21 protein-coding genes are annotated in these 26002 nt (G+C 43.1%); 3 read left to right on the top strand and 18 right to left on the bottom strand.

All coding sequences use genetic code 11. From position 1 onward, the window contains the following. Positions 1-40: 40 nt before the first annotated feature. Positions 41-928 carry an energy transducer TonB gene (locus tag AK825_RS03495; RefSeq protein WP_068034775.1) on the bottom strand — a complete coding sequence of 296 codons (888 nt, stop codon included), beginning with the start codon at positions 926-928 and terminating at the stop codon, positions 41-43. A gap of 428 nt (positions 929-1356) precedes the next feature. Here AK825_RS03495 and AK825_RS03490 point away from each other — a divergent pair, with 428 nt between their 5' ends. Then, positions 1357-2118: a hypothetical protein gene (locus AK825_RS03490; RefSeq protein WP_227514109.1), complete on the top strand. Its 762-nt coding sequence runs from the start codon at positions 1357-1359 to the stop codon at positions 2116-2118. 126 nt (positions 2119-2244) lie between these two features. Here AK825_RS03490 and AK825_RS03485 read toward each other — a convergent pair whose 3' ends face one another. The 17 genes from AK825_RS03485 to rplU form a co-directional block, all read right to left on the bottom strand. Then, positions 2245-3066, bottom strand: a complete 822-nt coding sequence (locus AK825_RS03485; protein ID WP_068034771.1) for a ferredoxin--NADP reductase — start codon at positions 3064-3066, stop codon at positions 2245-2247. 188 nt (positions 3067-3254) lie between these two features. Next, positions 3255-4733 carry an NADH-quinone oxidoreductase subunit N gene (locus AK825_RS03480; protein WP_068034769.1) on the bottom strand — a complete coding sequence of 493 codons (1479 nt, stop codon included), beginning with the start codon at positions 4731-4733 and terminating at the stop codon, positions 3255-3257. Between the two features lie 3 nt (positions 4734-4736). Next, a complete protein-coding gene (gene nuoM, locus AK825_RS03475) occupies positions 4737-6365 on the bottom strand; it encodes an NADH-quinone oxidoreductase subunit M (protein ID WP_068034767.1) in 1629 nt (542 codons plus the stop codon). Position 6366: 1 nt separating this feature from the next. Further along, positions 6367-8241, bottom strand: coding sequence for an NADH-quinone oxidoreductase subunit L (gene nuoL / locus AK825_RS03470; protein ID WP_068034765.1), 1875 nt, complete (start codon positions 8239-8241; stop codon positions 6367-6369). Between the two features lie 4 nt (positions 8242-8245). Next, on the bottom strand, positions 8246-8554 hold the full coding sequence (nuoK, locus tag AK825_RS03465) for an NADH-quinone oxidoreductase subunit NuoK (RefSeq protein ID WP_058368358.1): 309 nt from the start codon (positions 8552-8554) through the stop codon (positions 8246-8248). 98 nt (positions 8555-8652) lie between these two features. Beyond that, positions 8653-9372: an NADH-quinone oxidoreductase subunit J gene (nuoJ, locus tag AK825_RS03460; RefSeq protein WP_068034763.1), complete on the bottom strand. Its 720-nt coding sequence runs from the start codon at positions 9370-9372 to the stop codon at positions 8653-8655. Next, positions 9369-9917 carry an NADH-quinone oxidoreductase subunit NuoI gene (gene nuoI, locus AK825_RS03455; protein ID WP_068034761.1) on the bottom strand — a complete coding sequence of 183 codons (549 nt, stop codon included), beginning with the start codon at positions 9915-9917 and terminating at the stop codon, positions 9369-9371. Before nuoI ends, nuoJ begins: the two co-directional genes overlap by 4 nt. A gap of 44 nt (positions 9918-9961) precedes the next feature. Beyond that, on the bottom strand, positions 9962-10954 hold the full coding sequence (nuoH, locus tag AK825_RS03450; RefSeq protein WP_203226510.1) for an NADH-quinone oxidoreductase subunit NuoH: 993 nt from the start codon (positions 10952-10954) through the stop codon (positions 9962-9964). Between the two features lie 52 nt (positions 10955-11006). Next, a complete protein-coding gene (nuoG, locus tag AK825_RS03445) occupies positions 11007-14120 on the bottom strand; it encodes an NADH-quinone oxidoreductase subunit NuoG (protein ID WP_068034757.1) in 3114 nt (1037 codons plus the stop codon). Between the two features lie 10 nt (positions 14121-14130). After that, on the bottom strand, positions 14131-15555 hold the full coding sequence (gene nuoF, locus AK825_RS03440) for an NADH-quinone oxidoreductase subunit NuoF (RefSeq protein WP_068034755.1): 1425 nt from the start codon (positions 15553-15555) through the stop codon (positions 14131-14133). Then, on the bottom strand, positions 15552-16061 hold the full coding sequence (gene nuoE / locus AK825_RS03435) for an NADH-quinone oxidoreductase subunit NuoE (protein WP_068038989.1): 510 nt from the start codon (positions 16059-16061) through the stop codon (positions 15552-15554). Before nuoE ends, nuoF begins: the two co-directional genes overlap by 4 nt. Positions 16062-16222: 161 nt before the next feature. Next, positions 16223-17998, bottom strand: a complete 1776-nt coding sequence (gene nuoC / locus AK825_RS03430) for an NADH-quinone oxidoreductase subunit C/D (protein ID WP_068034753.1) — start codon at positions 17996-17998, stop codon at positions 16223-16225. 147 nt (positions 17999-18145) lie between these two features. Then, entirely contained in the window at positions 18146-18814 is a 669-nt protein-coding gene (locus AK825_RS03425; RefSeq protein ID WP_068034750.1) for an NADH-quinone oxidoreductase subunit B, read from the bottom strand. Positions 18815-18992: 178 nt separating this feature from the next. Beyond that, complete coding sequence (ndhC, locus tag AK825_RS03420; RefSeq protein WP_068034748.1) at positions 18993-19616, bottom strand: NADH-quinone oxidoreductase subunit A; 624 nt, start codon at positions 19614-19616, stop codon at positions 18993-18995. A gap of 889 nt (positions 19617-20505) precedes the next feature. Then, positions 20506-21183: an outer membrane lipoprotein chaperone LolA gene (gene lolA, locus AK825_RS03415; RefSeq protein ID WP_068034746.1), complete on the bottom strand. Its 678-nt coding sequence runs from the start codon at positions 21181-21183 to the stop codon at positions 20506-20508. A 483-nt stretch (positions 21184-21666) separates the two neighbouring features. Continuing rightward, positions 21667-21924 carry a 50S ribosomal protein L27 gene (rpmA, locus tag AK825_RS03410; protein ID WP_068034744.1) on the bottom strand — a complete coding sequence of 86 codons (258 nt, stop codon included), beginning with the start codon at positions 21922-21924 and terminating at the stop codon, positions 21667-21669. Positions 21925-22016: 92 nt separating this feature from the next. After that, complete coding sequence (rplU, locus tag AK825_RS03405) at positions 22017-22328, bottom strand: 50S ribosomal protein L21 (protein WP_068034742.1); 312 nt, start codon at positions 22326-22328, stop codon at positions 22017-22019. A gap of 443 nt (positions 22329-22771) precedes the next feature. On the opposite strand from rplU, the gene AK825_RS03400 reads away from it, so the two are divergent. Next, positions 22772-23794 (top strand): polyprenyl synthetase family protein, encoded by a 1023-nt coding sequence (locus tag AK825_RS03400; RefSeq protein ID WP_068034740.1) that lies wholly within the window; start codon positions 22772-22774, stop codon positions 23792-23794. A gap of 822 nt (positions 23795-24616) precedes the next feature. After that, positions 24617-25999 carry an efflux RND transporter periplasmic adaptor subunit gene (locus AK825_RS03395; RefSeq protein ID WP_068034738.1) on the top strand — a complete coding sequence of 461 codons (1383 nt, stop codon included), beginning with the start codon at positions 24617-24619 and terminating at the stop codon, positions 25997-25999. Positions 26000-26002 lie beyond the last annotated feature (3 nt).

Here is a 26002-nt window from a genome sequence, read left to right as displayed (position 1 = left end):
AGATTACTTTTTGAAAGTTTACGTTTTAGATTTTTCCGTTTTAATAAGTTACTTCTACTTTATCACTATAACGATAAGTACGAATCAAACGTAGCTCTACAATATCGCTCATATCTGCGGTAAACTTACCAAAGGGTGCCGCTTGCCGTACTGATTGCTTGGCCGCTTCATCCAATATCGTCGAGCCTGAGCTTTCAAGTAAACGAATAGCTTTAATATTGCCATCATTACTGATAATCACCATGAGACGTACTTCACCAGTGATACCTTGCGCACGCGCTTGCACCGGATAATACAAGTTACCAACACGCTCAACATGCTCACGGAAGGTTTCGATATAATCTGCCGCAGCGCCGCGAGTAGTAGAGTTGCTATCGACGGTTACGACTTTGGACTTGGTTGCATAGACTTGTTGACGCTGAGACAGCTGTGCCTCTAAAGTCGCAATCTGTTTACGTAAACGCTCCTCTTGTGCCATCATATCATCTTGCGCTTGCTTACTGTCGTTGTCAGCTTCTACATCAGCCTTACGCCAACTCAAAGTCGTGCGCAGATAGCTCTCTTGATAATGCTGTTGACGCACTTGGCGTTGCAGATTGATGACATCTTGAGTCTCGCTTATCTGCTCTGAGCTCAGTGGGCTAGTTTGCGCGCTTTCTTGCCGTACTTGCTGGCGTACCGAGCCTCCACCTTCTTGTGAAGCATTAGCGATATAGTGAGCATCCTCATTCGGCTGCATATTGTCTGTCAAAGCCTTTGCCACATCTTGCATCAGCGCCGCAGGATCTTGCCCCATAGAAAAGCTGACACCAAAGATAATAACACCATGTACCAACAACGCAATAGTAATAGCTATCGGTAAGCTAAAGTTGCGTGTTGGAGCTTGAGTAGAAAAATGATAGCTTTGAGAATCTTTAATATGTGCCACAGTAAGTCTCAAATTATAAGAATAAAAACAGTAATAACCGTATTGATACGATTATTTTGCATCAGTAATGTTTTTGCAGCCATCATACAAGCAATAACTATGCCTACCAATAATAATATCCGCGCTATCATAACATGAGCAGCAATTATATCGCTATTCTGTCATTTTATCGCTATTCAAAATAGCCATAAAGCTTAAGAGCTGAGGAAGAAGCTATTTAGGCACGCCTGCCTATCTTCGTTATATTTCTTAAGTTATTTGCTACAATACAAGGCCTTAAGTTTTGTACCATGCTATTTTGCTATATACTATTTTCACTTGTCATATTGCTACTGGTCATGTCTATCAATTACTTATTATATCAATTAGCAGCTGACAACCAATTATACGGTTAAAATAATCCTACTATAATCATAAGGATAACAAGTTTGAGTAACTTCGATAACTTTGATGACTTCTCTGATAATCTTGGCTATCGTTTTAACGAGTCATTTAGTGATGGTTGGGAGAGCTTAACCCAAAATATCAAAAATATGTACAACAAAACTGCTGATAAGCTTGATGATGAATTGGCTTTGCCCGTTGCGCAAAAATACGTCAATGATGCCCTGCAAAAGTTTGTCACAGACAATGTCAAAGCTATCTTAGAGTTACGAGTTGAGCTGCATGATGACTGGTTTCGTTTATATTGTACGGTTAATGCCGCTGGTGTTTACGCTGAAGTAGCTAGTAACTTTAGCCTTGTACATGCCCAGCTTGACCGCAATGTACAGCGCTTTGTATTTGGCCAGCTGACTTATACAGACGTCCTCAACTTACGCTGTGAGTCATTTTTGAAGCTTCAAGGTATCAAACTTGCCATCTGGTTCTATCATAGTGTGCTCAAGAAAGACCCGTTAGGCGTTATCCTGACTTATATCAATATCGCCCGCGCGAAAGAAGATATTATTTATCTCGATATTAATCGCTGGCTAAAAAAGAACCAAAAAATCATGAGTACCTTACATAAGGTACAGGTGAACTACGGTGAAGTCGAAGAAGATCAGCTAATTCTAAAGGCACAGATTAACTATCGCGACCTATTAGGCGGTAGTAGTGGTGAGGATATCATCAGTGATGATGATGAACCCGAGTTAATGCAAGGTCCTATTAATCCCATAGATGATGCCACTGAACCAAGCACAGAGTAGCTTTTGCATCACAGAGTAATTCTTACAGACCGTTACTGCTTTGGCTAACTAATAAAAAACGCCACGTATCATTAGATTGCGGCGTTTTTTTGTCAATAACTTAAAGCAATTAACGACTTAATGGGCTTACCAATAATTCTCTACCGCAATATTACCCTCACCACGTCGATTCATGACCAGACCCATATCTTTCAAGGTCTCCTTAGTATCCTCTACCATCTCTGGATTACCACATAGCATCACATGTGCATTATCGATGTCCAGCTTTATACCTGCGCGCTCCTCTAGTTCTCCATTGAGCAATAGTTTCGGCAGACGCTCAGATAATGCTCCTTCCATTGGCTCACGAGTCACGATCGGCACAAATATTAAATCAGCAGGATTATCAACCAACGAGCCAAAGTCTGCCTGTAGCTGTCTTATTTGCTCAACGTAAGCCAATTCCTCTTGCGAGCGCGCACTATAAGCCAATACGATATGATCGTAGTCTTGCCATGTTTGCAGGTCTTGTAGCATAGATAAAAAGGGTGCCAGACCAGTACCTGTTGCCAGCAGCCATAAGTCTTTTGGTAACGGTTTTTGATAACGTGCCAAGGTCAAAAATCCAAATGGCATGGTATTGAGTAGGAGCTCATCTCCTACTTGCAAGTGCTGCAGCTGCGAGGTAAATGCCCCATCAGGAATCACAATGGAGAAAAACTCCAGTACCTCATCAAACGGTGAAGATACTATAGAATAGGCACGAAAGATATCTTCATTCAATGCTGCATCAGACTCTTCGTTTTGCTGCTTGTAGTATTGTAGTTTGCTGGGGTTAACTCCCAAACGTACAAACTGTCCTGCAGTAAATTTAAAGCTATCTGGACGGGTGACTGTAAAACTAAATAAACTTGGTGTCCATGTAGTTTTGCTAAGCACTTTAACGGTTTGAATATTATTTTCACTCATAATAATTAGTCACTCACAATTTATTAATATTTATTTTTATAAAGCTTATTAAAACGAACAAATAAAAAAGATGCGCCAAGCTTATCATAGACTTGGCGCATCTTGGTTTTCTAACAGTAACGGCAGACTAACAGTAAAGGATTGCAACGACTTAGCCTGTATTTGACAGGCCACACGTTAAACTTAGATTACCAAATACTCGCCATACCTGACCACACAATCATACTGTTTGGTAATATACCGAAGAAAATAACTACCACGGTAACACCAATAACCATCAGTCCGCCCATACGGATACCCCATTGCCCTGCTACATCAAACTCAATAAACTGTTTTGGACGTTTAAATAGTGTCAGCATGACGCGTAAGTAATAGAACAGACCAATAGCACTACCTAAGATAATCATTGCAGCCAAGAACCAATTAGCACCTTGAACAGCTGCCAGTATCGCAAATAGCTTGGTAATAAAGCCCGCGGTCAGTGGAATACCGGCCAACGATAACATCATAATAGTCATGACCGCAGTAAGCACTGGACGACGCCAGAACAGTCCTTGATAATGTACCAACTCGTCAGCTTCACCAGATAACCGATAAGGGCTAGACATTAATGTCACCACACCAAAGGCCCCAATAGAGGTGAAGGCATAGGCGGCCATATACATACTAGATATGCTATCAGCCGCACTACCAATACTAACAATCACAATCAGCACATAACCCATATGAGCAATAGAAGAATAACCCAGCAGACGTTTCAGATTGGTTTGACGTACTGCCAATAGGTTACCAACTAAGATAGATAGTGTGGCCATTACCATTAATAACATCTGTACTGAAGGCAATGCCAATAAAGCCGTATCAATTAAAAAGCGAACAGCAAGTGCCATCATAGCAACTTTAGATACGGATGCCAGATAAGTGGCAATAGGAGCTGGTGCACCTTCATAGACATCGGGTGTCCATATATGAAAAGGTGCTGCTGATAGTTTAAAAGCAATACCAAACATCATTAGCGCTGCGCCTAATATCAGCAGCGGTGACTCAAACATATCACCTAGTACCAAACTGATTGGCTTAAAGGCTAACGAGCCAACTTGCGCATAAATAAAGGCCATACCCATCAGTAAGGTTGCAGACGCTGTCGCTGATAACACCAAATACTTAAGCCCTGACTCAAGCGAGCGGTTACGTAAAAAAGTATAAGACAATAGACCATATAGCGGTATTGAAAGCAGCTCTAAGCTCATAAAGAAAGCGGCCATATGCTGCGCAGATACCATCAATAGCGCACCGGTGGTCGATACTAGCATCAGCAAATACAGCTCATCCTTATTGTCTTTCAGATTGGCAAGATACGCATACGCTAACGTACAGCAAGCCAATGCACAAATAAAGATAATGACCATATTAAACTGAGCAAAGTTATCAATTACAAACAGCTGCTCAGCGTTTGGTAGTGCACCCCTTCTACTTATCACGCCGCCTATTTGCGCAAGTAAGGTAAATAGGCCAACGTTTAGACCGATTACAGTAATAGTACCGGTGACCACATGCGAGCGCTTGACAGTAATCGCAATCATGACTAACAGTGATGTAACTGCTACTGCAATGATTGGTGCATAAGGCATTAGCCCCATCAAATCATTCATCGTAAATTCATTCATGACTTAACGTGCCTCCATTGCATCAAGTAACTGTGACATATCTACTTGAGTAATCTCACTATAGATATATGCATTGTTAATCCACTGCATAGCGTGACTTGATGTATCAAGTATTGGCTGCGGATACAGTCCGAGCCATACCAATCCAGCTGCTAACATAAGTAATAACGACAGCTCACGCTTGCCCAAATCTTTTAACTTGCGAGCAGGTAAACCATGTGATTTGGTTTCATGTAACGCCAACTCTTCGATATTATTGACACCAAATAGCGCGCGGTAAATCAAGATTAATGAGTATAGACCTGCTAATACTAAGCTAAAGGTTGCTAGTACCACAAACACTGGATACTGCGCAAATGCGCCAAACAGAATCATGAATTCACCGATAAAGTTACCGGTACCAGGAATACCGAGAAGTGCAGCACTAAAGAACATCAATATCGGTGCATAGTAACGGAATTGTCCCCACATACCACCCATCAAGGTCAAATCACGAGTATGCAAGCGCTCATAGAGCTGGCCTGCCATGATGAATAGAGCTGCCGAGCTAAGACCGTGCGCAAGCATTTGAATCATTAAGCCTTGTAAGCTGAGCAACGTACCTGCATAAATCGCCAAGACCACAAAGCCCATATGCGAGATACTGGTATAAGCGAGCAAACGCTTCATATCAGTTTGCATAAAGGCAAGCCATGCCCCGTAAAAGATACCAATCGTACCTAATGTAATGGCAATCGGCGCAAACTCTTGCGAGGCTGCTGGAAATAACGGTAATACAAAACGGATCAGACCATAAGCCGCGGTCTTAATCAGTACCCCTGCCAAATCCACCGAACCTGCTGTTGGCGCTTGCGCATGGGCATCAGGTAACCAGCCATGGAATGGAATAATAGGTAGCTTGACTGCAAAGCCGATAAAGAAGCAAAGCATGATCGGATATTCCCAGCCGCCAAGTGGCGTACCGAGCAAGTCATTATAGTTAAAGCTAACCACACCGCTATTGGCGTAGCTAAATAGTACTAATAATAAAATACCAATGAGCATGATAAGCCCAGAAGCTTGGGTATAGATAAAGAACTTGGTTGCTGCATATTCTTTGGTCTTACCACCAGCGACGTCATGACCCCAAATGGCAATCAAGAAATAGATAGGAACCAGCATCATCTCCCAAAAGAAGAAAAACAGGAACATATCAATCGCTAAGAACACACCAATGACACCGCCTAAACTCCATAACAAGTTTAGATGGAAGAAGCCGACACGGCGTTGAATCTCATTCCACGAACAGGCAACAGCCGCAACACCGAGTAATCCTGTCAATGCAATCATCAACAGCGACATACCATCTATCGCCAAGTGAAAGCTAATACCAAAGCTTGGTATCCATGGCACACTATATTCGGCAACCCATGGTACTGCAGACTGCGGCGCAATTACTTGCTTACTCATGCCCGAAAAGTCGCCATACTGCCATAATACGAGTGACAAACCAAAGGTTAGCATCATCCCGATTAAGGCAATCCAGCGCGGCAGACGCTTATTTACCCGCTCAACCAACCAACATAATAATCCTGCAATAAATGGAATTGCGATCAATGCTGGTAGCATCCACGTTTGTTGTAACTCTATCATTTTATACCACCGTCATCATTACCAGCACCAACAGCACAGCCATGCCCAAGCCGAAGCTTGCAGCATAGCCTCGAAGTGACCCTGTTTGCGTTGCAGACATAGCTTTGTTACCTGCTGATGCCAGCATAGGTAATATCGTCCACGATTTATCAATAGGATCGGCTTTAAATAAGCGGCCAATGAATAAAAAGGGTTTTACAAACACTAAATCGTATAGCGCATCAAAGCCCATACCGTTATAGCACCAATAATACAGCGCGCCACCAATACTTGATTGCTTAAAGCGCGTAAGCAGGCGACCTTTATCAACCACATATAATAGTGCTGCTAATATCAGTCCTGCAAGCATCGCACCCATGGCAATATATTCTGCTGTATGTTTACCTTCGGCTTGATTAGCGACCTCTAATAAATGCCCAACACTCTCTGGTAACACACCTTGTAACGGTGGCGTTATCCATGCACCAACTGCAGTTGATAGCACTAACAACACGCTGAGTGGCAACCAATACGACACACCAGATAGTTTATGCGCTGGCGTTTTTTCTTCGCCAAAAAAGATTATCCAAATCATACGGAAAGTATAAATCGCGGTTAAGAAAGCACCGAATACACCCATATAGAATAAGACTTGATGACCGGTTGCAAAAGCTTCCCACAGAATTGCTTCTTTTGAATAGAAACCAACCGTTACCCAAGGTATGGCTGCGAGCGCACCACCACCAACAATATAGCACCAAAATACTAATGGTATTTTTTTACGTAAGCCGCCCATCTTAAAGATATTTTGCTCATGATGAACCGCTAAAATGACCGCACCTGAAGATAGGAACAACAGAGCTTTGAAGAAAGCATGCGTCATCAAATGGAAAATTGCACCTTGCCATGCACCAACGCCAAGCGCTAAAAACATATAACCGATTTGGCTCATGGTCGAATACGCTAAGATACGCTTAATATCTGTTTGTACCAGTGCACAAAGTCCAGCGACCACCAGTGTCAACGCACCTACTGCTCCAACCCAATACAATAAAACGCCAGGGGTCAAAATAAATAGCGGATGCATACGGGCAATTAAATAGACACCCGCGGTTACCATCGTTGCTGCGTGAATCAATGCAGATACCGGTGTCGGACCTGCCATTGCATCAGCAAGCCATGTATGTAACGGCAACTGTGCTGATTTACCCATTGCACCGCCAACCAACATCATCGTTGTCAAAATCATCGTTGGATTATTAACATCGAATACTTCAGGAGCGCGAGTGATAATCTCTTGAATATTAAGCGTACCAAATTCACGAAATAGTAAAAACAGCCCAAATGCCAAAAACACATCACCGACACGTGTCACCGTAAAGGCTTTCATTGCAGCGCGGCCATTGGCACGATCTTCAAAGTAAAAACCAATAAGCAAGTATGAGCAGATACCCACACCTTCCCAACCAAGATATAGCAACAATAAGTCGTCTGCTAATACCAGCAATAACATACTAGCCACGAACAAGTTCATATAACTAAAGAAACGTGCAAAGCCTTTATCACCTTTCATATACCAAGCGGCAAACAGATGAATCAAAAAGCCGATGCCTGTAATAACTCCAGTCATCGTCAGTGCCAAACCATCAAAACTAAGACCAAAGCTTGGCGCAAAATCGCCAACTTGAAACCATGTCCACAGCGGTATCTGGACTACCGTACCTGCTGGATTAGCCGTCAAAAAAGTATAACTGGCAACCAGTGTACATAGTGCTGATAGCAACATACTACCGACACCGACGAACGCTGCTGCCTGTTCGCTTAATTTGTCACGCATAAAGGCTAAAATTAAAAAGCCAATGAGCGGGAATATAAAGGTTAATGGTAATAAACTCATGACATCATCCTTTCATCTCATTGGCGCTATCGACATCGAGATGCCCACGCTTATGATAAAACTGTAGTAATATTGCCAAACCGATGGCTGCCTCAGCTGCTGCTAATGTCAAAATAAAGATAAACATAATTTGTCCATCTGGATCAACCCAACGGCTACCCGCCACTACAAACGCTAGTGCTGCTGCATTCATCATGATCTCAAGGCTCATTAGCATAAACAAAAAATTGCGCCGAACCATCACACCGCATAGACCAATAGCGAACAAAATACCCGCTAGGATTAATCCGTGGCTCATGGGTATCATACCCAATACACCCTGTGCCTCAGCAACAGGCTGTACAAAGCCTGCTACCTCATGGGCGAACGGCACGTTTGACACGTCTTGTGCCACGCTCGCTGCTAGTACCATCAGTCTGACTCCTTGCGCGTAGCTTTTTGCGTACCAACCTGCATACCCACATAATCATGTGGATCTACTTCTTTATATTCGTATGGTTTAGCCATTTTAACGGCATCGCCAACTGTATCGCTGCCATCATTCTCATATTCTATGATGCTACCAACGCTTGGGCGAAAGTCTTGGCTATCGTTGCCGATAATCTCATCATCTATAGACTCTTTGCCTAAATGATAAGCAGCAACCAAGGCAGCTAATAATAGCAACGCCGCCACTTCAACCAGCATGATATATTTAGTAAATAATGCCGTACCCACTGCTTTGGCTGAAATAGTGGTGCCACCAATTACCGCGGCCTCGTCATGATTAAGCCCAATCATCGCATAAAGCACAACCGCGACAATGACAGTCAATCCAGTAGGTACCGCCCATGTCTTTGCATCAAGCCAGCGCTCTTCACGTGCATCATTAGCCATACCAAGATTGAGCATCATAATCACAAAGACGAAAAGAACCATAATTGCGCCAGCGTATACGACAATCTCAAGTGCCCCTGCAAAGGGAGCACCTAGTACGAAAAAGATACCTGCTATTGCTAGCAACGATACAATCATTGATAAAATAGCATGTACTGGATTGGCATTCGTAATTACTCGTAGACTAGCAAAGATAGCCACCGCTGCGAGCGAATAGAATCCTGCCAATTCAGGGTTATTTAAGATATTCATCATGGCAGCAAGCTCCTAAGATCAATAGGTGCAGCTTCATTTTGCGCCGCCCCTTTTGGTTTATCTGCCACCGCCATACCAGATACGCGATAATAGTTATAATCAGGGTATTTACCTGGTCCTGAGATAAGCAAATGCTCTTTTTCGTAGACCAAGTCTTGACGCACATACTCACCCATCTCAAAATCAGGGGTCATTTGAATCGCTGTCGTTGGACAAGCTTCTTCACATAGACCACAAAAAATACAGCGTGAGAAGTTAATCCGAAAAAACTCTGGATACCAGCGTCCATCTTCACGCTCAGCTTTTTGTAGAGAGATGCAACCGACTGGACATGCCACAGCGCACAAGTTACAAGCGACGCAGCGTTCATCACCATCAGGGTCGCGGGATAATATGATACGCCCACGAAAGCGTGGCGGTACTGGCACTGGCACTTCAGGATATAATATTGTATCGCGTGGCCTGATCGCATGGCTATTAACCATCCACATGCTGCGGACAATGGTAAATATACCAATGACAGTCTTTTTTATCGTAGTAAACATGGGATTATTATCCTTATCAGCATTACTTCAGATCATTACCGAAATTACAGCGTTGGAGAAAAAATCAAAATAACCGCAGCAGTAATCAGCAAATTGATCAAAGTAACCGGCAGACAGACTTTCCAACCGAAATTCATCACCTGATCATAACGCGGACGCATGAGGGAGCCTCGAGCCAAAATAAACATGGTCATAAAGAACAGCGTCTTAATCATGAACCAAAAAGCTGGTGGAATAAATGGAATATCTAAATTAAAGGGCGCAAGCCAACCACCAAAGAATAGACAGGTCATTAGCGCAGAGATTAATACAACGTTGACATACTCTCCAATGAAGAACATACCGAACTTCATACCCGAATATTCAACATGGTAACCTTCGGCAAGCTCTTGCTCCGCTTCTGGCTGGTCAAAAGGATGTCTATGGGTTACCGCCACACCGGCCACTACAAAAGTTAAAAATCCGAAAAACTGCGGAATTATATACCAGCCATCAATTTGTGACTCAACAATCTCACGTAAATTAAAAGAACCTGTCAGCGCAACAACACCCATCAACGATAAACCTAAGAACACTTCATAACTGATCGTTTGTGCCGCTGAACGTAAGCCACCTAATAGGGAGAACTTGTTTGCAGATGCCCAACCACCGAACATCACTGCATAGACAGCAATACCTGCCATTGCAAAGAAGAACAAGATACCGATATCCCAATCAGCTACGCCAAGCGTTGGTGAGATAGGAATGATGGCAAATGAGGCCAATGCAGTAAACATCGCTACCGCAGGCGCCAAAGTGAACATAAACTTATCGGTAAAGTTTGGTGTCCAATCTTCTTTAAAGAAGATTTTGAGCATGTCGGCCACCAGCTGCAAAGAGCCAAAAGGTCCGACACGGTTTGGACCGTAACGATCTTGCCATAAGGCCAACATGCGGCGCTCATAGACAATCATCATAGCGGCAACCATAACCACTACTAAAAAAATAACCAGCGACTGTGCGACCATAAATAGAATGGACCAAGTATCAAAGGTCATGCTACCGGCCAAAAAGCTTGGCACATCAGGAATAATACGGGTAACTTGCATATTACATCTCCTGTGTGGTGGTCGGCGCTGTAGTAGCTACAGTTGCACCATGGTCATCAATACCGTCACCAGCATTGTTACGTGTTAAAGAGCTATCATCAGCCATACTACCCATCATCGTAACTGGTGCATCTACTTTGCGTACCGAAGCTGGCATTGACGGATGAATAATACTCACTTGCCCAACGGGATAACCAATACAGCCTTCCGCTAAATAGCCGACGAGCTGAACGGGCAAGGTAATTTGTTGTTTATCAATCTCAATGGCTAAGTAATCGCCAGCAGTAATATTCCAGTCTTTGGCATCGTCAATACCAATACGCCATGCCGCGACAGGCAATTGCTCAGCAACGATTGGGCTACGTGAAGCCATCATTGAGCTGGCATATATATTGTAAATAGGCACTAGTTTCGCTTGTCCTTGCTGCATGTCAGTCGTGGTCGCAGACATGGCTTCTGGTGCAACATACTGACGTGTGGCTAGACGTTCTAACTGATCGAATAAGCGTACACCCGGATCACCGTTTTTGAGACTACCACCCACTTTATCTTGATACTTGTTCCATGCTTGCGGTGAGTTCCAGCCTGCCGCATTGGCAAAAGGAATCATCGAGCTTGGTGTTTGTTTACCACTATAGCCTTCCATTGAAAAAGTTAAGCCCGTATCCCAATCTTTGGGCTGCATTGGCTCATGTACGGATATCGGGGCACGCATAGCGGTACGACCTGAATAACGGCGCGGCTGACGAGCAATTTTTAGACCTGTAATACGGTAATCGGCATCAGGTGCAGCGCCTTTAATACCAGCAAGTTTAGGATGTGTCGCTATTAAGGCATTAATCACGTCATCTAGCTGTGTCCAATCGACATCTCTACCTTCAATGCTGCTATGTACCGCGTGCAACCAGCGCCAGCCTTCTTTGATACTGCTCATCGGATGATAGTAGTTATTATCATAAACTTGGAAGAAGCGCTGAGCACGGCCTTCAGCAGATACCAAAGTACCATCCGCTTCAGCAAAGCTTGCTGCTGGCAATACAATGTCGACGTCTTTATGCCAATCAAGTAGCTGATGATCTAGTGCAATGACGGTTTTATCTGCTAACAGCTGGGTTAACTTATTGGCATCAATAGCATCAGTGAGCTGATTTTCAGCAACTATCACCACATCAAAATCAGTCGCCAGTAATTCTTCGACTGATTGACCGCCAAGCATACAGACGCCAATGCTGTTAGCATCAGGAACTGCTAAATAAATACCAGCTTGCACATGATAGCTGTCATTCACTTCTTTTAGCTCAAGTTTAGTTGCAGGCTCGCGCTCTACATCGTCTTGTGCTTCTGTATCAACGCCTGTTTCAGGTTTATTCGGTTTGGCAGACAGATCTTTATCTTCACTTTGCTGAGCGGTTGCTGCTTGTTTTTCAGCGGCGCGAAGCTGTTTATCACGAACCATAGCATTATGCGTTTCAACCTGATGCTGTTCAGTGGCTTTAATCGCCGCACGCTTTTGGCTTAGTGCTTGGGTAATTTGTGCAGCCGCTTCTATCAAGGCAGTAGATGATAAGCTGCTGCCTGAGATGACTAGCGGCTTATCGGCTTGTATTAAGTCATAAGCGATTTGCTGAGCAAGCGCTTGCATAGCGTCCACATCATCATTTTGTTCTACTGTTTGTGGATCTGTTATTTCTGATAAATCATCCGCAAAATTAGCAATCTCATCAGCCACTTTAAAACCAAGCTTAGTAATATCTTCAGGCGTTGCGACCACGCTCACTTTACTGATGTCTTCTAGCTTAGTTTGGATGACATCAATGACGTAGACTGGGCTTAACGCATCTTGAGCGATACGTTTAACAGGTTCGGCAAGCCAAGGCTGCGTCTGTAATGCCGCCGCCATTTTTAGGCCTTCGTTTTTTGCTGCTTGGCGTACTGACAATGCGACGCGTGACGAAGTTTGGGTAATATCTTCACCCAAGACTAATACTGCATCGTGGCTTTCAATATCCGTCATGCCTGGGTTATAAATACCCTCGGTGCTGAGTACTTCAATACATTTATTGACCAGTGCTTGCTGCTGATGATTGAGACCGGTTGAGAAATTATCAAAGCCAACGAGGTTTTTTAGGGCAAAATTGGTCTCTAAACTGGCCCGTGGTGAGCCGATACCAATGACTTTTTTATCTTTAATACGTTTGATGGTTTCATCTAATGCATAGTCAATATTAATTTTGACGTGCTTGTCATTGATACGCTCAAGCGCTTGCGTTGGACGATCAGCACGGTTGACATAGCCATAACCAAAGCGACCACGGTCACATAGGAAGTAACGGTTTACTTCACCATTATAGCGGTTTTCAATACGGCGCAATTCGCCATAACGCTCACCTGGTGAGATGTTACAACCTGCGGAGCAGCCATGACAGATGCTTGGCGCATACTGCATATCCCATTTACGGTTATAACGTTCAGAATGCGTCTTATCGGTAAATACACCGGTTGGGCAAACTTCGGTTAAGTTTCCTGAAAACTCACTTTCAAACTGGCCATCTTTATCACGGCCAAAATAAACGCGGTTATTTGAGCCATAAACACCCAAATCTTCGCCACCCGCATAGTCTTTATAGAAGCGTACACAGCGATAGCAAGCGATACAACGGTTCATCTCATGGGCGATAAATGGACCAAGCTCTTGGTTATGATGGGTGCGTTTGGTAAAGCGATAGCGACGACGGCTGTGGCCTGACATATATGTCATGTCTTGCAAGTGACAATGTCCGCCCTCTTCACAGGTTGGGCAGTCATGCGGATGGTTGGTCATCAGTAGCTCAACCATCGACTTACGAAATGCTTTGGCTTCATCGTCAGTGACCGAGATGTACATATCGTCGCCAGGGGCAACCATACATGACATCACGAGACGACCGCGACCCGCTTCCATATCTTCTTTGTTTTGGAATTGCTTGACCGCGCACTGACGGCACGAGCCTACTGAGCCAAGGGCTGGATGATAACAAAAATACGGCACATCAATGCCGAGTGATAAGCAGGCTTGTAGCAAGTTATCTGCGCTATCTACCTCGACGGTGGTCCCATCAATATGTATGACTGCCATGCCGCTCTCCTTATTTCACTTCTGGCTGTTGATTGGCTGCAGCATCAATAACATCTACACCAACCGCCTGCGCGATTTTTTGATCAAACTCTGGACGGAAATATTTAATCGCACTCATCAGTGGTTCCATCGCACCCGGCGCATGCGCACAGAATGTTTTACCAATCCATAAGTCACGCGTGAGGCCCTCTAGTTTTTCCACATCGCCGACTTGCCCTTCACCATCGTTAATGGCGGTGAGCAATTTAACACCCCACGGTAGACCATCACGGCATGGCGTACACCAACCGCATGATTCACGCTGAAAGAAAATCTCAAGATTACGAAGCAGTGGCACCATATCTTGTTCTTCGTCCACAACCATAATCAGCCCAGTACCCATACGGCTACCGGCTTCTTGAATCGTGTCAAAATCAACGACCACATCTAAATGATCAGCCGTCAAAAAGTCGGTCGATGCACCGCCCGGCAACCATGCTTTAAGCTTTTTGCCGTCTTTCATACCACCCGCCAAATCTTCGATGATTTCACGAGCGGTATAGCCAAATGGTAGCTCCCACAGACCGGGATCATTGACTAAGCCTGAACAACCAAACAGTTTCGTGCCTGGGGTTTTACTTTTGCCTTTAATCTCAGACAGTGACTGATACCATTCTACGCCATGATTTAAGATGGCTGGCATATTACACAAGGTCTCGACGTTATTGACCACGGTAGGTCTGCCCCATGCACCAGAGATTTGTGGAAAAGGTGGTTTGGTACGTGGATTAGCTCGACGACCTTCCAAGCAGTTAATCAATGCCGTCTCTTCACCACAAATATAACGCCCAGCGCCCGTGTGCACATGTAGATTGAAGCTAAAATCTGAGCCGAGGATGTTGTCGCCCATTAAGTTATTGGCTAGACATTCTTCAATAGCAGTGACCAAACGCTCTGCGGCTAAAATATACTCCCCGCGAATAAAGATATATCCATCAGTCGCACCGATAGCATGGGCAGTGATGAGCATACCTTCAATGAGCTGAAACGGTAGACGCTCCATTAATAAACGGTCTTTGAAAGTACCCGGCTCCATCTCATCAGCATTACAGATTAGGTAACGTGGCAAGCCATCAGGAGGTGACATAAAGGACCATTTAAGGCCGGCATTAAAGCCTGCACCGCCGCGACCTCTAACGTTGGCCGCTTTAATCATATTGCCGACATCTTTAGGCGACTTTGATAACGCTTCTTTTAAACCAGTAAAGCCTTTTAGAGATTCATAAGTTGCCAAGTCAAGCACTGCATCATGATGAGCCAAACGCCAAGTTAAAGGTTTGGTTTCGCTAGTCGCTGTTGCCTTGTCACCATAAATTGGAACGCGCTGATCATTCAACTGGCTTGGTGCTTTGCCTTGACCGCGACGAGCGATCTGCTCTGAAAGTGTTAATCTCATGCGTATAGCTCCAATAGTTGGGCAACTTCTTCAGGCTGGACAGGACCGTAGGTGTCTTCGTCAATCAACACGGCAGGACCTTTATCACAATTACCTAAGCAGCAAATTGGTAATAGCGTAAAGCGACCATCGGTTGTCGTCTGACCGTATTCAATACCTAACTGTGAGCGTAGCTCAGCAGATAACGCCTCATAGCCCGTCAGATAACAGGCGACTGAATCACAAATAAGAATCACATGACGGCCAACAGGTTGACGATAAATACGGTTAAAGAAAGTGGCAACCCCATCCATATCTGTCATCGGAATATCTAAAATATTGGCAATGGCATTCACTTGCGCATCATCAACCCAACCATTACGCTTTTGCACAATTTTTAACGCATCTAGTGAGGCGGCACGTGCCTGTGGGTAATGATGCATAAACTCATGAATGGCAGCAATTTCCTCAGCGGTGAGGATACTTGCCACATCTACTTTTGGCATTTTATCGGAAACAATTTTCATCATCTTCTATCTTTCCTCACTCATCACGCTTTATCACATTACTGATAGCCTTATTGCGACTATCGTTATATAGAAATATGACAGCATTTTGGTGTGCCACTTGGCAATAATATATTGATTAACGTATCTTTTTCTAAAACTACAATTCTTAGATTAAAGCATTAGCGATCACAATCTGCCATCACAATATCAATCGATGCCAAATACATAATGGCATCAGACACCAGTGAGCCATTAATCACCGAAGGCATCTGCTGTAAATGTGCAAATGTCGGGGTACGAATACGCGTGCGATAGCTCATCGTCGCTTTATCTGAGGTTATGTAATAGCTGTTCAGACCTTTGGTCGCCTCGACGATTGTGGTGCATTCCCCCGCTGGCATCACAGGACCCCAAGATACTGAGATAAAGTGATTAATCAAAGTCTCAATATCGTTTAAGGTACGGTCTTTTGGTGGTGGTACAGCTAGCGGATGATCAGCTTTATAAGGGCCTTGCGGCATATGATCCATACACTGACGAATAATTCGTAATGACTGACGCATCTCTTCGACTTTAATCATACAACGGTCGTAAGCGTCACCGTTATAGCCGACAGGAACTTCAAAGTCGTAGTTCTCATAGCCCATGTATGGACGTGCTTTACGTAGATCAAAATCCACGCCTGTCGCACGCAAACCTGCACCAGTCACACCCCAAGCAAGTGCTTGCTTGGCATTATATTGCGCAACGCCTTGGGTACGGCCCTTAAGCACGCTGTTTTGTAGCGCTGCTTTGACATATTCATCCAAGCGTTTAGGCATCCAGTCTAAAAATTCACGAACCAAACGCTGCCAGCCACGTGGCAGGTCAGCAGCAGTACCGCCAATACGGAACCAAGCTGGATGCATACGATAGCCAGTCACGGCTTCGATGACGTCATACGCTTTTTGGCGATCGGTAAACATATAAAATACAGGGGTCATACCGCCCGCATCCTGAATAAAGGTACCAACAAATAGTAAGTTATTAGTAATACGGAAAAACTCGCTCATCATCACGCGAATGGTTTGCGCGCGATCTGGTATGGTGATACCGGCAAGCTTTTCGACCGACATGATGTATGGTAGCTCATTCATTACCCCGCCGAGATAATCAATACGGTCGGTATAAGGAATGAATGAGTGCCATGTCTGACGCTCAGCCATTTTTTCTGCGCCACGATGGTGATAACCAATATCTGGAATACAGTCAATCACCTCTTCGCCATCAAGCTGTAGCACCAAACGGAAAGCACCGTGAGCAGATGGATGGTTGGGACCGATGTTCAAAAACATAAAGTCTTCATCGCGCCCTGAACGTTTCATGCCCCATTCTTCGGGGACAAAGCGCAGATTTTCTTGCTCATACTGCTGTTTAGCAGTATTCAAGAAATAAGGGGTAAATTCAGTCGCACGCGCATGATACTCTTTACGTAATGGATGACCTTCCCAATATTTAGGTAGTAAGATACGGGTTAGGTGCGGATGGCCGCTGAAGACAATGCCGAACATATCCCACACTTCGCGCTCATACCAGTTGGCATTTGGCCAAATATTGGTAGCACTAGGTACATTTAAATCATCTTCACTCAGTGCCACTTTAATACGCACATCGCTATTACGCTCGAGTGACATCAAATGATAAAACACCGTAAAGTCGCTGGCTGGTAAGCCTTCGCGATGTTGGCGTAAGCGCTCATCTATCGCTGATAAGTCAAATAACATGACATAAGGCTTTGGTAGCTTACGCAGAAATAACAGTACATCGAGCAAATCAGCACGTGCCACCCAAACGGTTGGAATATCATCAACGGTCTGCTGCACGACGAACTTACCGGCATAATTATGTTCCAGCTCTTTAATAACTGCTGGGACAGGCTTAATCTTAGGATCTATGTTTTCGACTACCGTGACCATGAATGATGTATTCCTTCATTAATCATAACTAAACTATGTTAATCATAACCGAACTATATTAATCATAACTGAACTATGATGAGCGTATGCATACTTTTACAGACTACTAATTATTGAGCCAAGCTACCAAACTAAACACTATCCAGACTAAATACTATCTGGGCTACGCAAGTTTTTCACAGCGATACGATCTGCTTGTTTACGGTCACGCTCAGGCGTCATTTGTGGCTGATAAATACCTTGATCATTCATATGAATACCTAACGGACGACGCTCTTTAGTGATAGATTCTTGCAATAACATAAGCCCTTGGATCAACGCTTCTGGACGCGGGGGACAACCTGGTACATAGACATCGACAGGAATAATTTTATCCACGCCTTGCACGACCGAATAGATATCATACATGCCGCCCGAGTTGGCACAAGCACCCATTGAGATGACCCATTTTGGCTCAAGCATTTGCTCATATAAGCGCTGAATAACGGGGGCCATTTTGACAAAGCAAGTACCGGCGACAATCATCACGTCCGCCTGACGAGGCGAAGCACGAATAACTTCTGCACCAAAACGTGATAAATCATGAACCGCAGTTAAAGTGGTGGCATATTCAACATAACAGCAAGAAGTACCAAAGTTGAATGGCCATAGTGAGTGCTTACGCCCCCAGTTTGCTGTCGAATGAACGAGGTCTTCGAGACGGCCCATAAAGACGTTTTTATTGACTTCATCTTCAATAGGATCATTGACCGTTTGGCGAGACTGTGCAGGATAGACATCTGCATCAGGATTGGCTTTTGTTAATGTGTATTTCATAACATACAACCTTTCTATTAAGCAAAGCGTGGCAATTGTCTTGTTATCACTATCGCCATAACTTTTATGATTAATAATTGACCATTAATATAAACATACTGACATTGTCATTATATATATCGTTGCTATCAACAATTTACAGATCTTTCTAAGCAAAGATAGCTATGAGCAAAAACGGTTAACGTTCAATGTTAGGCGGTTGTGCAGACGTCGCAAAATCCACAGAGGTAATATTACCTGTAGTATTAATATGATCAATGCTTTGTAAATGACGACGATTGGCCTCAATATTATTTGAGACATTAATCTGACCTGAAGACTGCGCCGGTATTTTGCCAGTAGGGTCCACCATTAGCTCATCAACGCCATCGAACTTGGTGATATCAGCTAAATTAAAGCCAGCTGGTGCAGCATAGAGACGTGGTCTTTTACGCAGCTTATCAGCAGGTGCCCAGTTCATAGCGCCTAAACTTAGCTCATATATCAAGCCAATGATTAAGACAGTAATAAAGACCGTAGCCGCTGCAAATCCAAGCCAGCCAGCCTCACGAACTGAAACCGCGTAAGCATACAAATACAGCGCTTCTAAATCAAAAATAACGAAAAAGATAGCCACTAAATAGAATTTAGCAGACAAACGAATACGGGCGTTGCCAGATCCGACAACACCCGCTTCAAATATCTCTTCTTTTTGTAAGCCCTGAGAGCGACCGCCCAGTAAGCGCGGAACAGCCAGCATAAAAATAACTAGCCCAATAGCGGCTAGAATAAAGGCAACTGCTGACCAATTATAGGCAGACATGATAATACGTGCTCCTCACCCAATCTAGTGTCATAAGTACTGCAGACCATTACTATATAGAGCAAAATGGAATGACAGTACTTGACGCAGACGAAAACACAAAGGCTGTGCTGGTAACGACCAATTATCAAGATTATTGACGACGGTATAAGATGATACCAACCGTAAATTTATCTAAGTGCTGAGAATGACTAAGACAATCCACTAAACTCTGACGACAAAGTCTAGAGCAGAAAGACTGGCAATCTCCAGCTATCCTATCAGTAAAAACTGTGGCATACCTAGATAAAGGCTGGTCATCAAATCCATCTAATAAAGACGCAAGATAAATTTATTAAATCAATATCATATTTAGACATTTAATTGATTTAATAACTCATTACGCGTGATCAACAATGGCGTGACAACTGGCATAAACTGTTTGCTCACTATACGCATATCACCAATCAAAAGCCAGTTTTTAACTGCATTGAGTGGTCACTTTATATGCTACAAAATATGTATCTCATCAAGAAAAATGTGCTACACATTGGCAAAACCACAATAAAATAGACAATTTGATTAACGGCTCGATATTTATACTAAAAAATATCAAGCAATTGAGTCAAACATCAAATTTTTAGTAGGCTTATTTCAAGATATTAGCATTATATGATGGAGCATTTAACATGCATAGCAAGACTGCGGATATTGTAAACCAAATATGTCTAATTGCAACCTATCCCTAATTCTACTTTAAGTAAATATTACTAGGTACAGCAGCTTTTAGTCACTTATTTTAGCTCATAAAAAAGGGCAGATCCAAATATTGGTCTGCCCTTTTGTCAATCATGAGACTGCTAATCAGTAAACTATACTGTATTTTACTGACTCGTTATTTATCAACTAATTACTGATTAATCACATCCACACCTTTTGGTGGCGTGAATTTGAACTGATTACTACTGATACTTGGATTAAGTTTGATGCCGTTGAACTTAATTGAAGTAGTTTGTCCCAATGTATCATTAAGTACCATCATTACTGGCTTACCACCACTAAAACTTACCGATAGATTCTTAAAGCTGGCGTCACCTGATTTAGGATACAGCACATAGTAGTTTTTATTTTCATATGGCTGAGTGATCTTAAAGTTTTTGTCGATTTTACTTGGATCACCTGATAGTAATAGTGCTGGCGTGTTGCCTACTTGGCTATCCACACCTTGTTTGGTCGCTTGCTCCAAATCCTTATCGTAAATCCACATTGAGTCACCATTTGCCACAATCAATTGTTCTGATGGCGACTTAGTTTCCCAGCGAAAGTTATTCGGACGCTGAACGCTCATCGAACCCTTAAAAGTACCATTGGTTGCGCCTTTAGTAGTTTGAGTAAAGTTGGCGGTCATACTTTTAGTGTTGGTTAATAGTTTGTTCAAGCGTTTGGCTGCTACCAAATTATCAGCAGGTGCAGCAGTCGCCGATTGGGTCAACGCTATCATTGGCGCTGCAACACCAAGGGTAGTCATCAATACACCAGCCAAGGCGCCACTCATCATTTTTTGTTTTACTGTAGTAGATAAAGTCATAATTCTTCCTCTCGTAATAAAAATAAAATTTCAATCAATGGTTATAAAAGTTAGATCACTGCGTTTTTGTTGTGTTCATCTATTGCACTAAATAAAATCACGTGCATTGTGAGTTATCGCGATAAAGATATAAACTCCTTATTTTGATCTAACCATTAGTCGTTAGCTGCTTATCTATTAAAAGTATTTCAATTAACTCTCAACAAATATAGTGCTATTAACCAATGACCACAGTGTGCCAGTTTTTTTATTACGCGCCTAGTCTTCAATTGCAATCAATACTACGCCTGCCATACACACTTGTAACGACAGTAGTTACAATATTTCATTCTGAAATTTTTGTATCATCAACAATAATTAGAGAGTTAATTATAGTATTAGTCATAAAAAAAGTCCCTATCACCAATCGGTAATAGGGACTTTAGTATGTAGCAAGCTGCTTTAATTACATAACATAAAGCAGCTTGTGCTTAAAAGCGATAACTACTCGCCTTCAACCATAACATAACGACGGTTAAATTTACCTTTGGTCGCAAACTTTACCACACCGTCATTTAGTGCAAATAAAGTATGGTCACGACCCATGCCAACGCCTTCGCCTGCGTGGAATTCTGTACCACGTTGACGAACGATGATGTTACCAGCTGTGATAGCTTGGCCACCAAAGATTTTAACGCCTAGCATTTTTGGGTTTGAATCACGACCGTTACGGCTCGAACCGGCAGCTTTTTTATGTGCCATGAGAAAATCTCCTTGTTAATGTGACTTATCGCTGATGCGATAACTCTTAAGCATTTAGTGCGCTATTTTAGCAATAATTGCTAAATGGGCAATTAGGCATTAATGGCTTTGATTTTTAACAAGGTGTACCATTGGCGGTGACCTTGTTCTTTGTGATAATGCTTACGACGGTTGTGCTTGATGATACGGATTTTGTCACCACGACCGTGCTTAACCACTTCAACTTCTACGCTAGCGCCATCAACGACAGGCTGACCGATTTTGACGTTATCGCCGTCAACAACCATCAACACGTCTTCAAATTTGATTGTTTCGCCTGTTTCTGCTTTTAGTAATTCAACTTTTAAAAGCTCATCGACGACTACACGGTGCTGTTTACCACCAGTTTTGATTACTGCGTACATTGTATGACTCCGTTTAACCCGTGTGCCGTGGCTGATATCATACCAACGCTTTTACGACGAACACGACAGGGAAAAATTAAAGGCAAGATTTTACGGCTTTTTGCTCATAAAAGCAAGCCGCGCCTCTTGTTTTTGAAAGTTGGTGATACTTACCTAATATATTAATACTATTTACTCTAACATCTAACTGACCAAGTATATAAGCAAACTTTCTGCGAAGTAAACCATGGAGCGAGCTTGACGATAATAATAGCTGTTAATTTAAGCTTAAGTGCAGTTATTATAACTCATGCAATCAGTAGCTTACAATGCGATATCAATACCTACTTTACTTTAATCACCGATTTGATAGTGTAGCTATGCTACTATAAGCACACTAATAGTCTCGTAAGAGACCACTATTAGACGATTCTTTCTACCTTTTATTAATACGACTATTTACTATGACGACCACTTTATCGAACGCTTCTACCCCGTCTGTATCTACGCCAAGTTATGCCGATATTCAAAGTATCGTTGCTGATGACTTTGACATTATGGATAAGCAAGTTTTTGGCAGTCTTAACTCGAAAGTACAACTCGTTATGAGTGTCTCTCAGCATGTGATTAATGCGGGTGGCAAACGTATGCGTCCATTAATTACTTTGTTGTGTGCGCGTATGCTCAATGACGAGCCATCACAACAGGCTATGCATTTGGCGGCCATTACCGAAATGTTGCATACAGCAACTCTAGTCCATGATGATGTAATTGATGAGTCAGGACAGCGCCGAGGTAAGCCAACGGCGAATGCCACTTGGGACAATGCCACGGCGGTATTGGTCGGTGATTATTTGATTGCCCGCGCCTTTAACTTATTGGTCGGATTCCAAAGCTTGCCATTATTACAAGTTTTCTCAGACGGTACTTGCGATATTGCTGAAGGGGAAGTATTACAGCTCCAGCATCAACATAACCCTGCGGCAACTGAAGAAGACTATCTAAGCATTATTGACGGTAAGACGTCACGGTTATTTATGATGGCGACTCAAGGGGCAGCTATCTTGCAAGAGCAAACCCAGTATTTGTCAGCATTGGCAGACTTTGGTCAACACTTTGGTAATGCGTTTCAGATTATTGATGATGTACTTGATTACAGCGGTGATAGTGAGCTGATGGGTAAGAATCTTGGTGATGATCTCGCAGAAGGCAAACCGACTTTACCCACTATCAAAGCACTTGAATTGCTTAAGGATAACGATAAAGACAGCTATGAGAAGCTACGTATTGCGGTACAGACGGGTAAAACGCCGAATGCTGAGCAACTTATTGAATTGGTAAGAAACTCTGGGTCTCTCGCCTACTGTACTAAGCGCGCCCTAGAAGAAACTAAACTAGCACAACAAGCACTAAGCACCCTACCTGACAATCGCTATCGTCAAGGGTTATATCAATTGACTGAGCTTGCCAGTGCACGTTTGCTATAAACGTTATATCGTATTGAAAAAGCTTCGTTCATCATACTGTATTTGGCAAATAATAGAAAAATAACTACTGTAAAAACATAAGAACAATAGGCACATAAGGTATGCTGGAGCTCTAACTCACCAGCTACCTTAATAAGCGTCAACACCAAATTTTGATAAATTACTAAAGTTTATGTTTAATTTCTAGCCTATGTCATCGTATTTTTTACCACTGTCCATCGTTTAACAACAACCTTTTACAGTTCAATCGCAATTACTCATTGCTAATGTTGCCGTTTTCATCACAGCCTCATTTTCTTGTTCTTATTCATGATATTGTCTACTTTATCCGTCTTAATCTTGTATAAAAAACAAAAATTAACAATTTTTTACTTATCAAGTTGAGACAGAGTCTTCTACAGGTTTTTAGTGTAACGCTTTTATTTCCAACGTTTTTACCAACTTGTAGAAAGAATAGAACTTCTACAACAAGTAAAAGCTGTTTTTCTGTGCTTGACTGTAGGGTATACCCTATAGTTTATAATACTCTACTAAATTTACTTACCAACCTTTACCATTTGGTTGTTTTTAATACTAAAACCTCGCTGAATGATTTCACTATTTAATTGATAAGATACTGATTAGGTCTAACCACTTAGAATATGAGTTGGTTCGGCTTTTTGTGCGGCAGGATTTAGATTATAGATTTACTATATATCAATCATTATGATGGCTTAAAGAACCAGTTGATAGTCATATCTGTGACGTTAGAACCTATATAACGTTGAAGTTTATTACTAAAATTTTATTTATATCGTATCTACATTATTGACGAGGACATTGATGAAGCATTCTTATCTTGCGCTTGTAATAGCATCTGTACTATCTGGAGCTGTACTGGTTGGCTGTGACAAAAACGAGGACTCCGCTGATGCCGCCGCACAGCAGCAGATGCCGCCAGCCGTCGTCAACGTCCAGACCGTGACCTTTGATAGCGTACCCCAAGTACAGACTTTTTCTGGACGCACTGCAGCTTATCAGACTGCAGACGTCCGTCCACAGGTGAATGGGGTTATTGAAGAAATCCTATTCCGTGAAGGTGGTAACGTCAAACAAGGTCAGCCTCTCTATCGCATTAACACTGATAACTATACCTCCTCTGTTGCCAGCGGTGAAGCTGCGGTACAGCAAGCACAGGCCAACTATCAAACGGCTTTAGCAAATAATGCCAATGCCAAAGCTGAGCTCGCTAGTCGTCAAGCATCACTTGCGCAAGCGCAAAACGACTTGCAACGTCTACGTGGACTTGTTGATATAGATGCTATCTCTAAGCAACAATATGAGCAGGCTCAAACACAAGTTCGTACGGCACAAGCTGCTGTTCAGAGTGCCGCTGCCGCCGTTGGGCAAACACAAGCAGGTATTGAAAGCGCAAAAGCTGGCATTCAAACCTCAAAAGCGGGCTTAAATGCTAGTACTTTAGATCTTAACCGTACTATCGTGCGCGCACCGTTGACTGGTCGTACTGATCGCTCTAGCGTTACCGCTGGTACGCTAGTCAGCGCTGGTCAGCCCGATCCATTAGTTACTATTTCGCGCTTAGACCCTATCTATGTCGATATCAGTCAATCATCCTCTGAGCTGCTAAAGTTGCGTCAGCAAATAGCTGAAGGCAAAGCACAGGCAGGGATGAATTCTGTTGAATTGGTGTTAGAGGACGGCTCAGTCTATCCTGTACGCGGTAAGCTTGCTTTATCTGAAGCAAAGGTTGATGAATCAACAGGCGCGGTTACCCTGCGGGCTATATTCCCTAATAGCAATAATATCTTATTGCCTGGCATGTACGTAACTGCACGTCTGACTCAAAGCGTTATTACCAATGCGGCTTTAGTACCGCAGAGTGCGGTTATGCGTACACCTAAGAGTGAGACGCAGGTATATATCGTTGATCAAAATAATAAGATTCAAGCACGTCCTGTCACTATTAATGGTACTTATGATGGACAGTGGGTAGTCACTAAAGGTCTACAAGCAGGAGATCAGGTCGTTATCATCGGTGGCGCGAAAGTTAAGCCTGAACAAGAGGTCATCGTCAAGCCGTTAGAAAATCCAAACCCTGCTCCATCCGCTCAAGGTGCGCCTACTGCTAAAACACCGCAGCAGGCTGCTAAAGAAGCGGATAAACCTGCTTCCGCTAAAAAACCTACAGAAGCCGCTGCTAACTAATTC

Origin of the sequence: Psychrobacter sp. P11G5, assembly GCF_001593305.1 — a bacterium.
In the GTDB taxonomy this organism is placed as follows: Bacteria; Pseudomonadota; Gammaproteobacteria; order Pseudomonadales; family Moraxellaceae; genus Psychrobacter.
Note: the sequence above shows the minus strand (reverse complement) of the source record. Positions and strands in the feature narration are given on the sequence as shown.

Coding starts and splice junctions, on each gene's coding strand:
- AK825_RS03485 (WP_068034771.1), bottom strand. CDS start 3,066: ATGAGTGAAAATAATATTCAAACCGTTAAAGTGCTTAGCAAAACTACA.
- AK825_RS03480 (WP_068034769.1), bottom strand. CDS start 4,733: ATGAATGAATTTACGATGAATGATTTGATGGGGCTAATGCCTTATGCA.
- nuoM (WP_068034767.1), bottom strand. CDS start 6,365: ATGATAGAGTTACAACAAACGTGGATGCTACCAGCATTGATCGCAATT.
- nuoL (WP_068034765.1), bottom strand. CDS start 8,241: ATGAGTTTATTACCATTAACCTTTATATTCCCGCTCATTGGCTTTTTA.
- nuoJ (WP_068034763.1), bottom strand. CDS start 9,372: ATGATGAATATCTTAAATAACCCTGAATTGGCAGGATTCTATTCGCTC.
- nuoI (WP_068034761.1), bottom strand. CDS start 9,917: ATGTTTACTACGATAAAAAAGACTGTCATTGGTATATTTACCATTGTC.
- nuoH (WP_203226510.1), bottom strand. CDS start 10,954: ATGACCTTTGATACTTGGTCCATTCTATTTATGGTCGCACAGTCGCTG.
- nuoG (WP_068034757.1), bottom strand. CDS start 14,120: ATGGCAGTCATACATATTGATGGGACCACCGTCGAGGTAGATAGCGCA.
- nuoF (WP_068034755.1), bottom strand. CDS start 15,555: ATGAGATTAACACTTTCAGAGCAGATCGCTCGTCGCGGTCAAGGCAAA.
- nuoE (WP_068038989.1), bottom strand. CDS start 16,061: ATGAAAATTGTTTCCGATAAAATGCCAAAAGTAGATGTGGCAAGTATC.
- nuoC (WP_068034753.1), bottom strand. CDS start 17,998: ATGGTCACGGTAGTCGAAAACATAGATCCTAAGATTAAGCCTGTCCCA.
- AK825_RS03425 (WP_068034750.1), bottom strand. CDS start 18,814: ATGAAATACACATTAACAAAAGCCAATCCTGATGCAGATGTCTATCCT.
- ndhC (WP_068034748.1), bottom strand. CDS start 19,616: ATGTCTGCCTATAATTGGTCAGCAGTTGCCTTTATTCTAGCCGCTATT.
- lolA (WP_068034746.1), bottom strand. CDS start 21,183: ATGACTTTATCTACTACAGTAAAACAAAAAATGATGAGTGGCGCCTTG.
- rpmA (WP_068034744.1), bottom strand. CDS start 21,924: ATGGCACATAAAAAAGCTGCCGGTTCGAGCCGTAACGGTCGTGATTCA.
- rplU (WP_068034742.1), bottom strand. CDS start 22,328: ATGTACGCAGTAATCAAAACTGGTGGTAAACAGCACCGTGTAGTCGTC.
- AK825_RS03400 (WP_068034740.1), top strand. CDS start 22,772: ATGACGACCACTTTATCGAACGCTTCTACCCCGTCTGTATCTACGCCA.
- AK825_RS03395 (WP_068034738.1), top strand. CDS start 24,617: ATGAAGCATTCTTATCTTGCGCTTGTAATAGCATCTGTACTATCTGGA.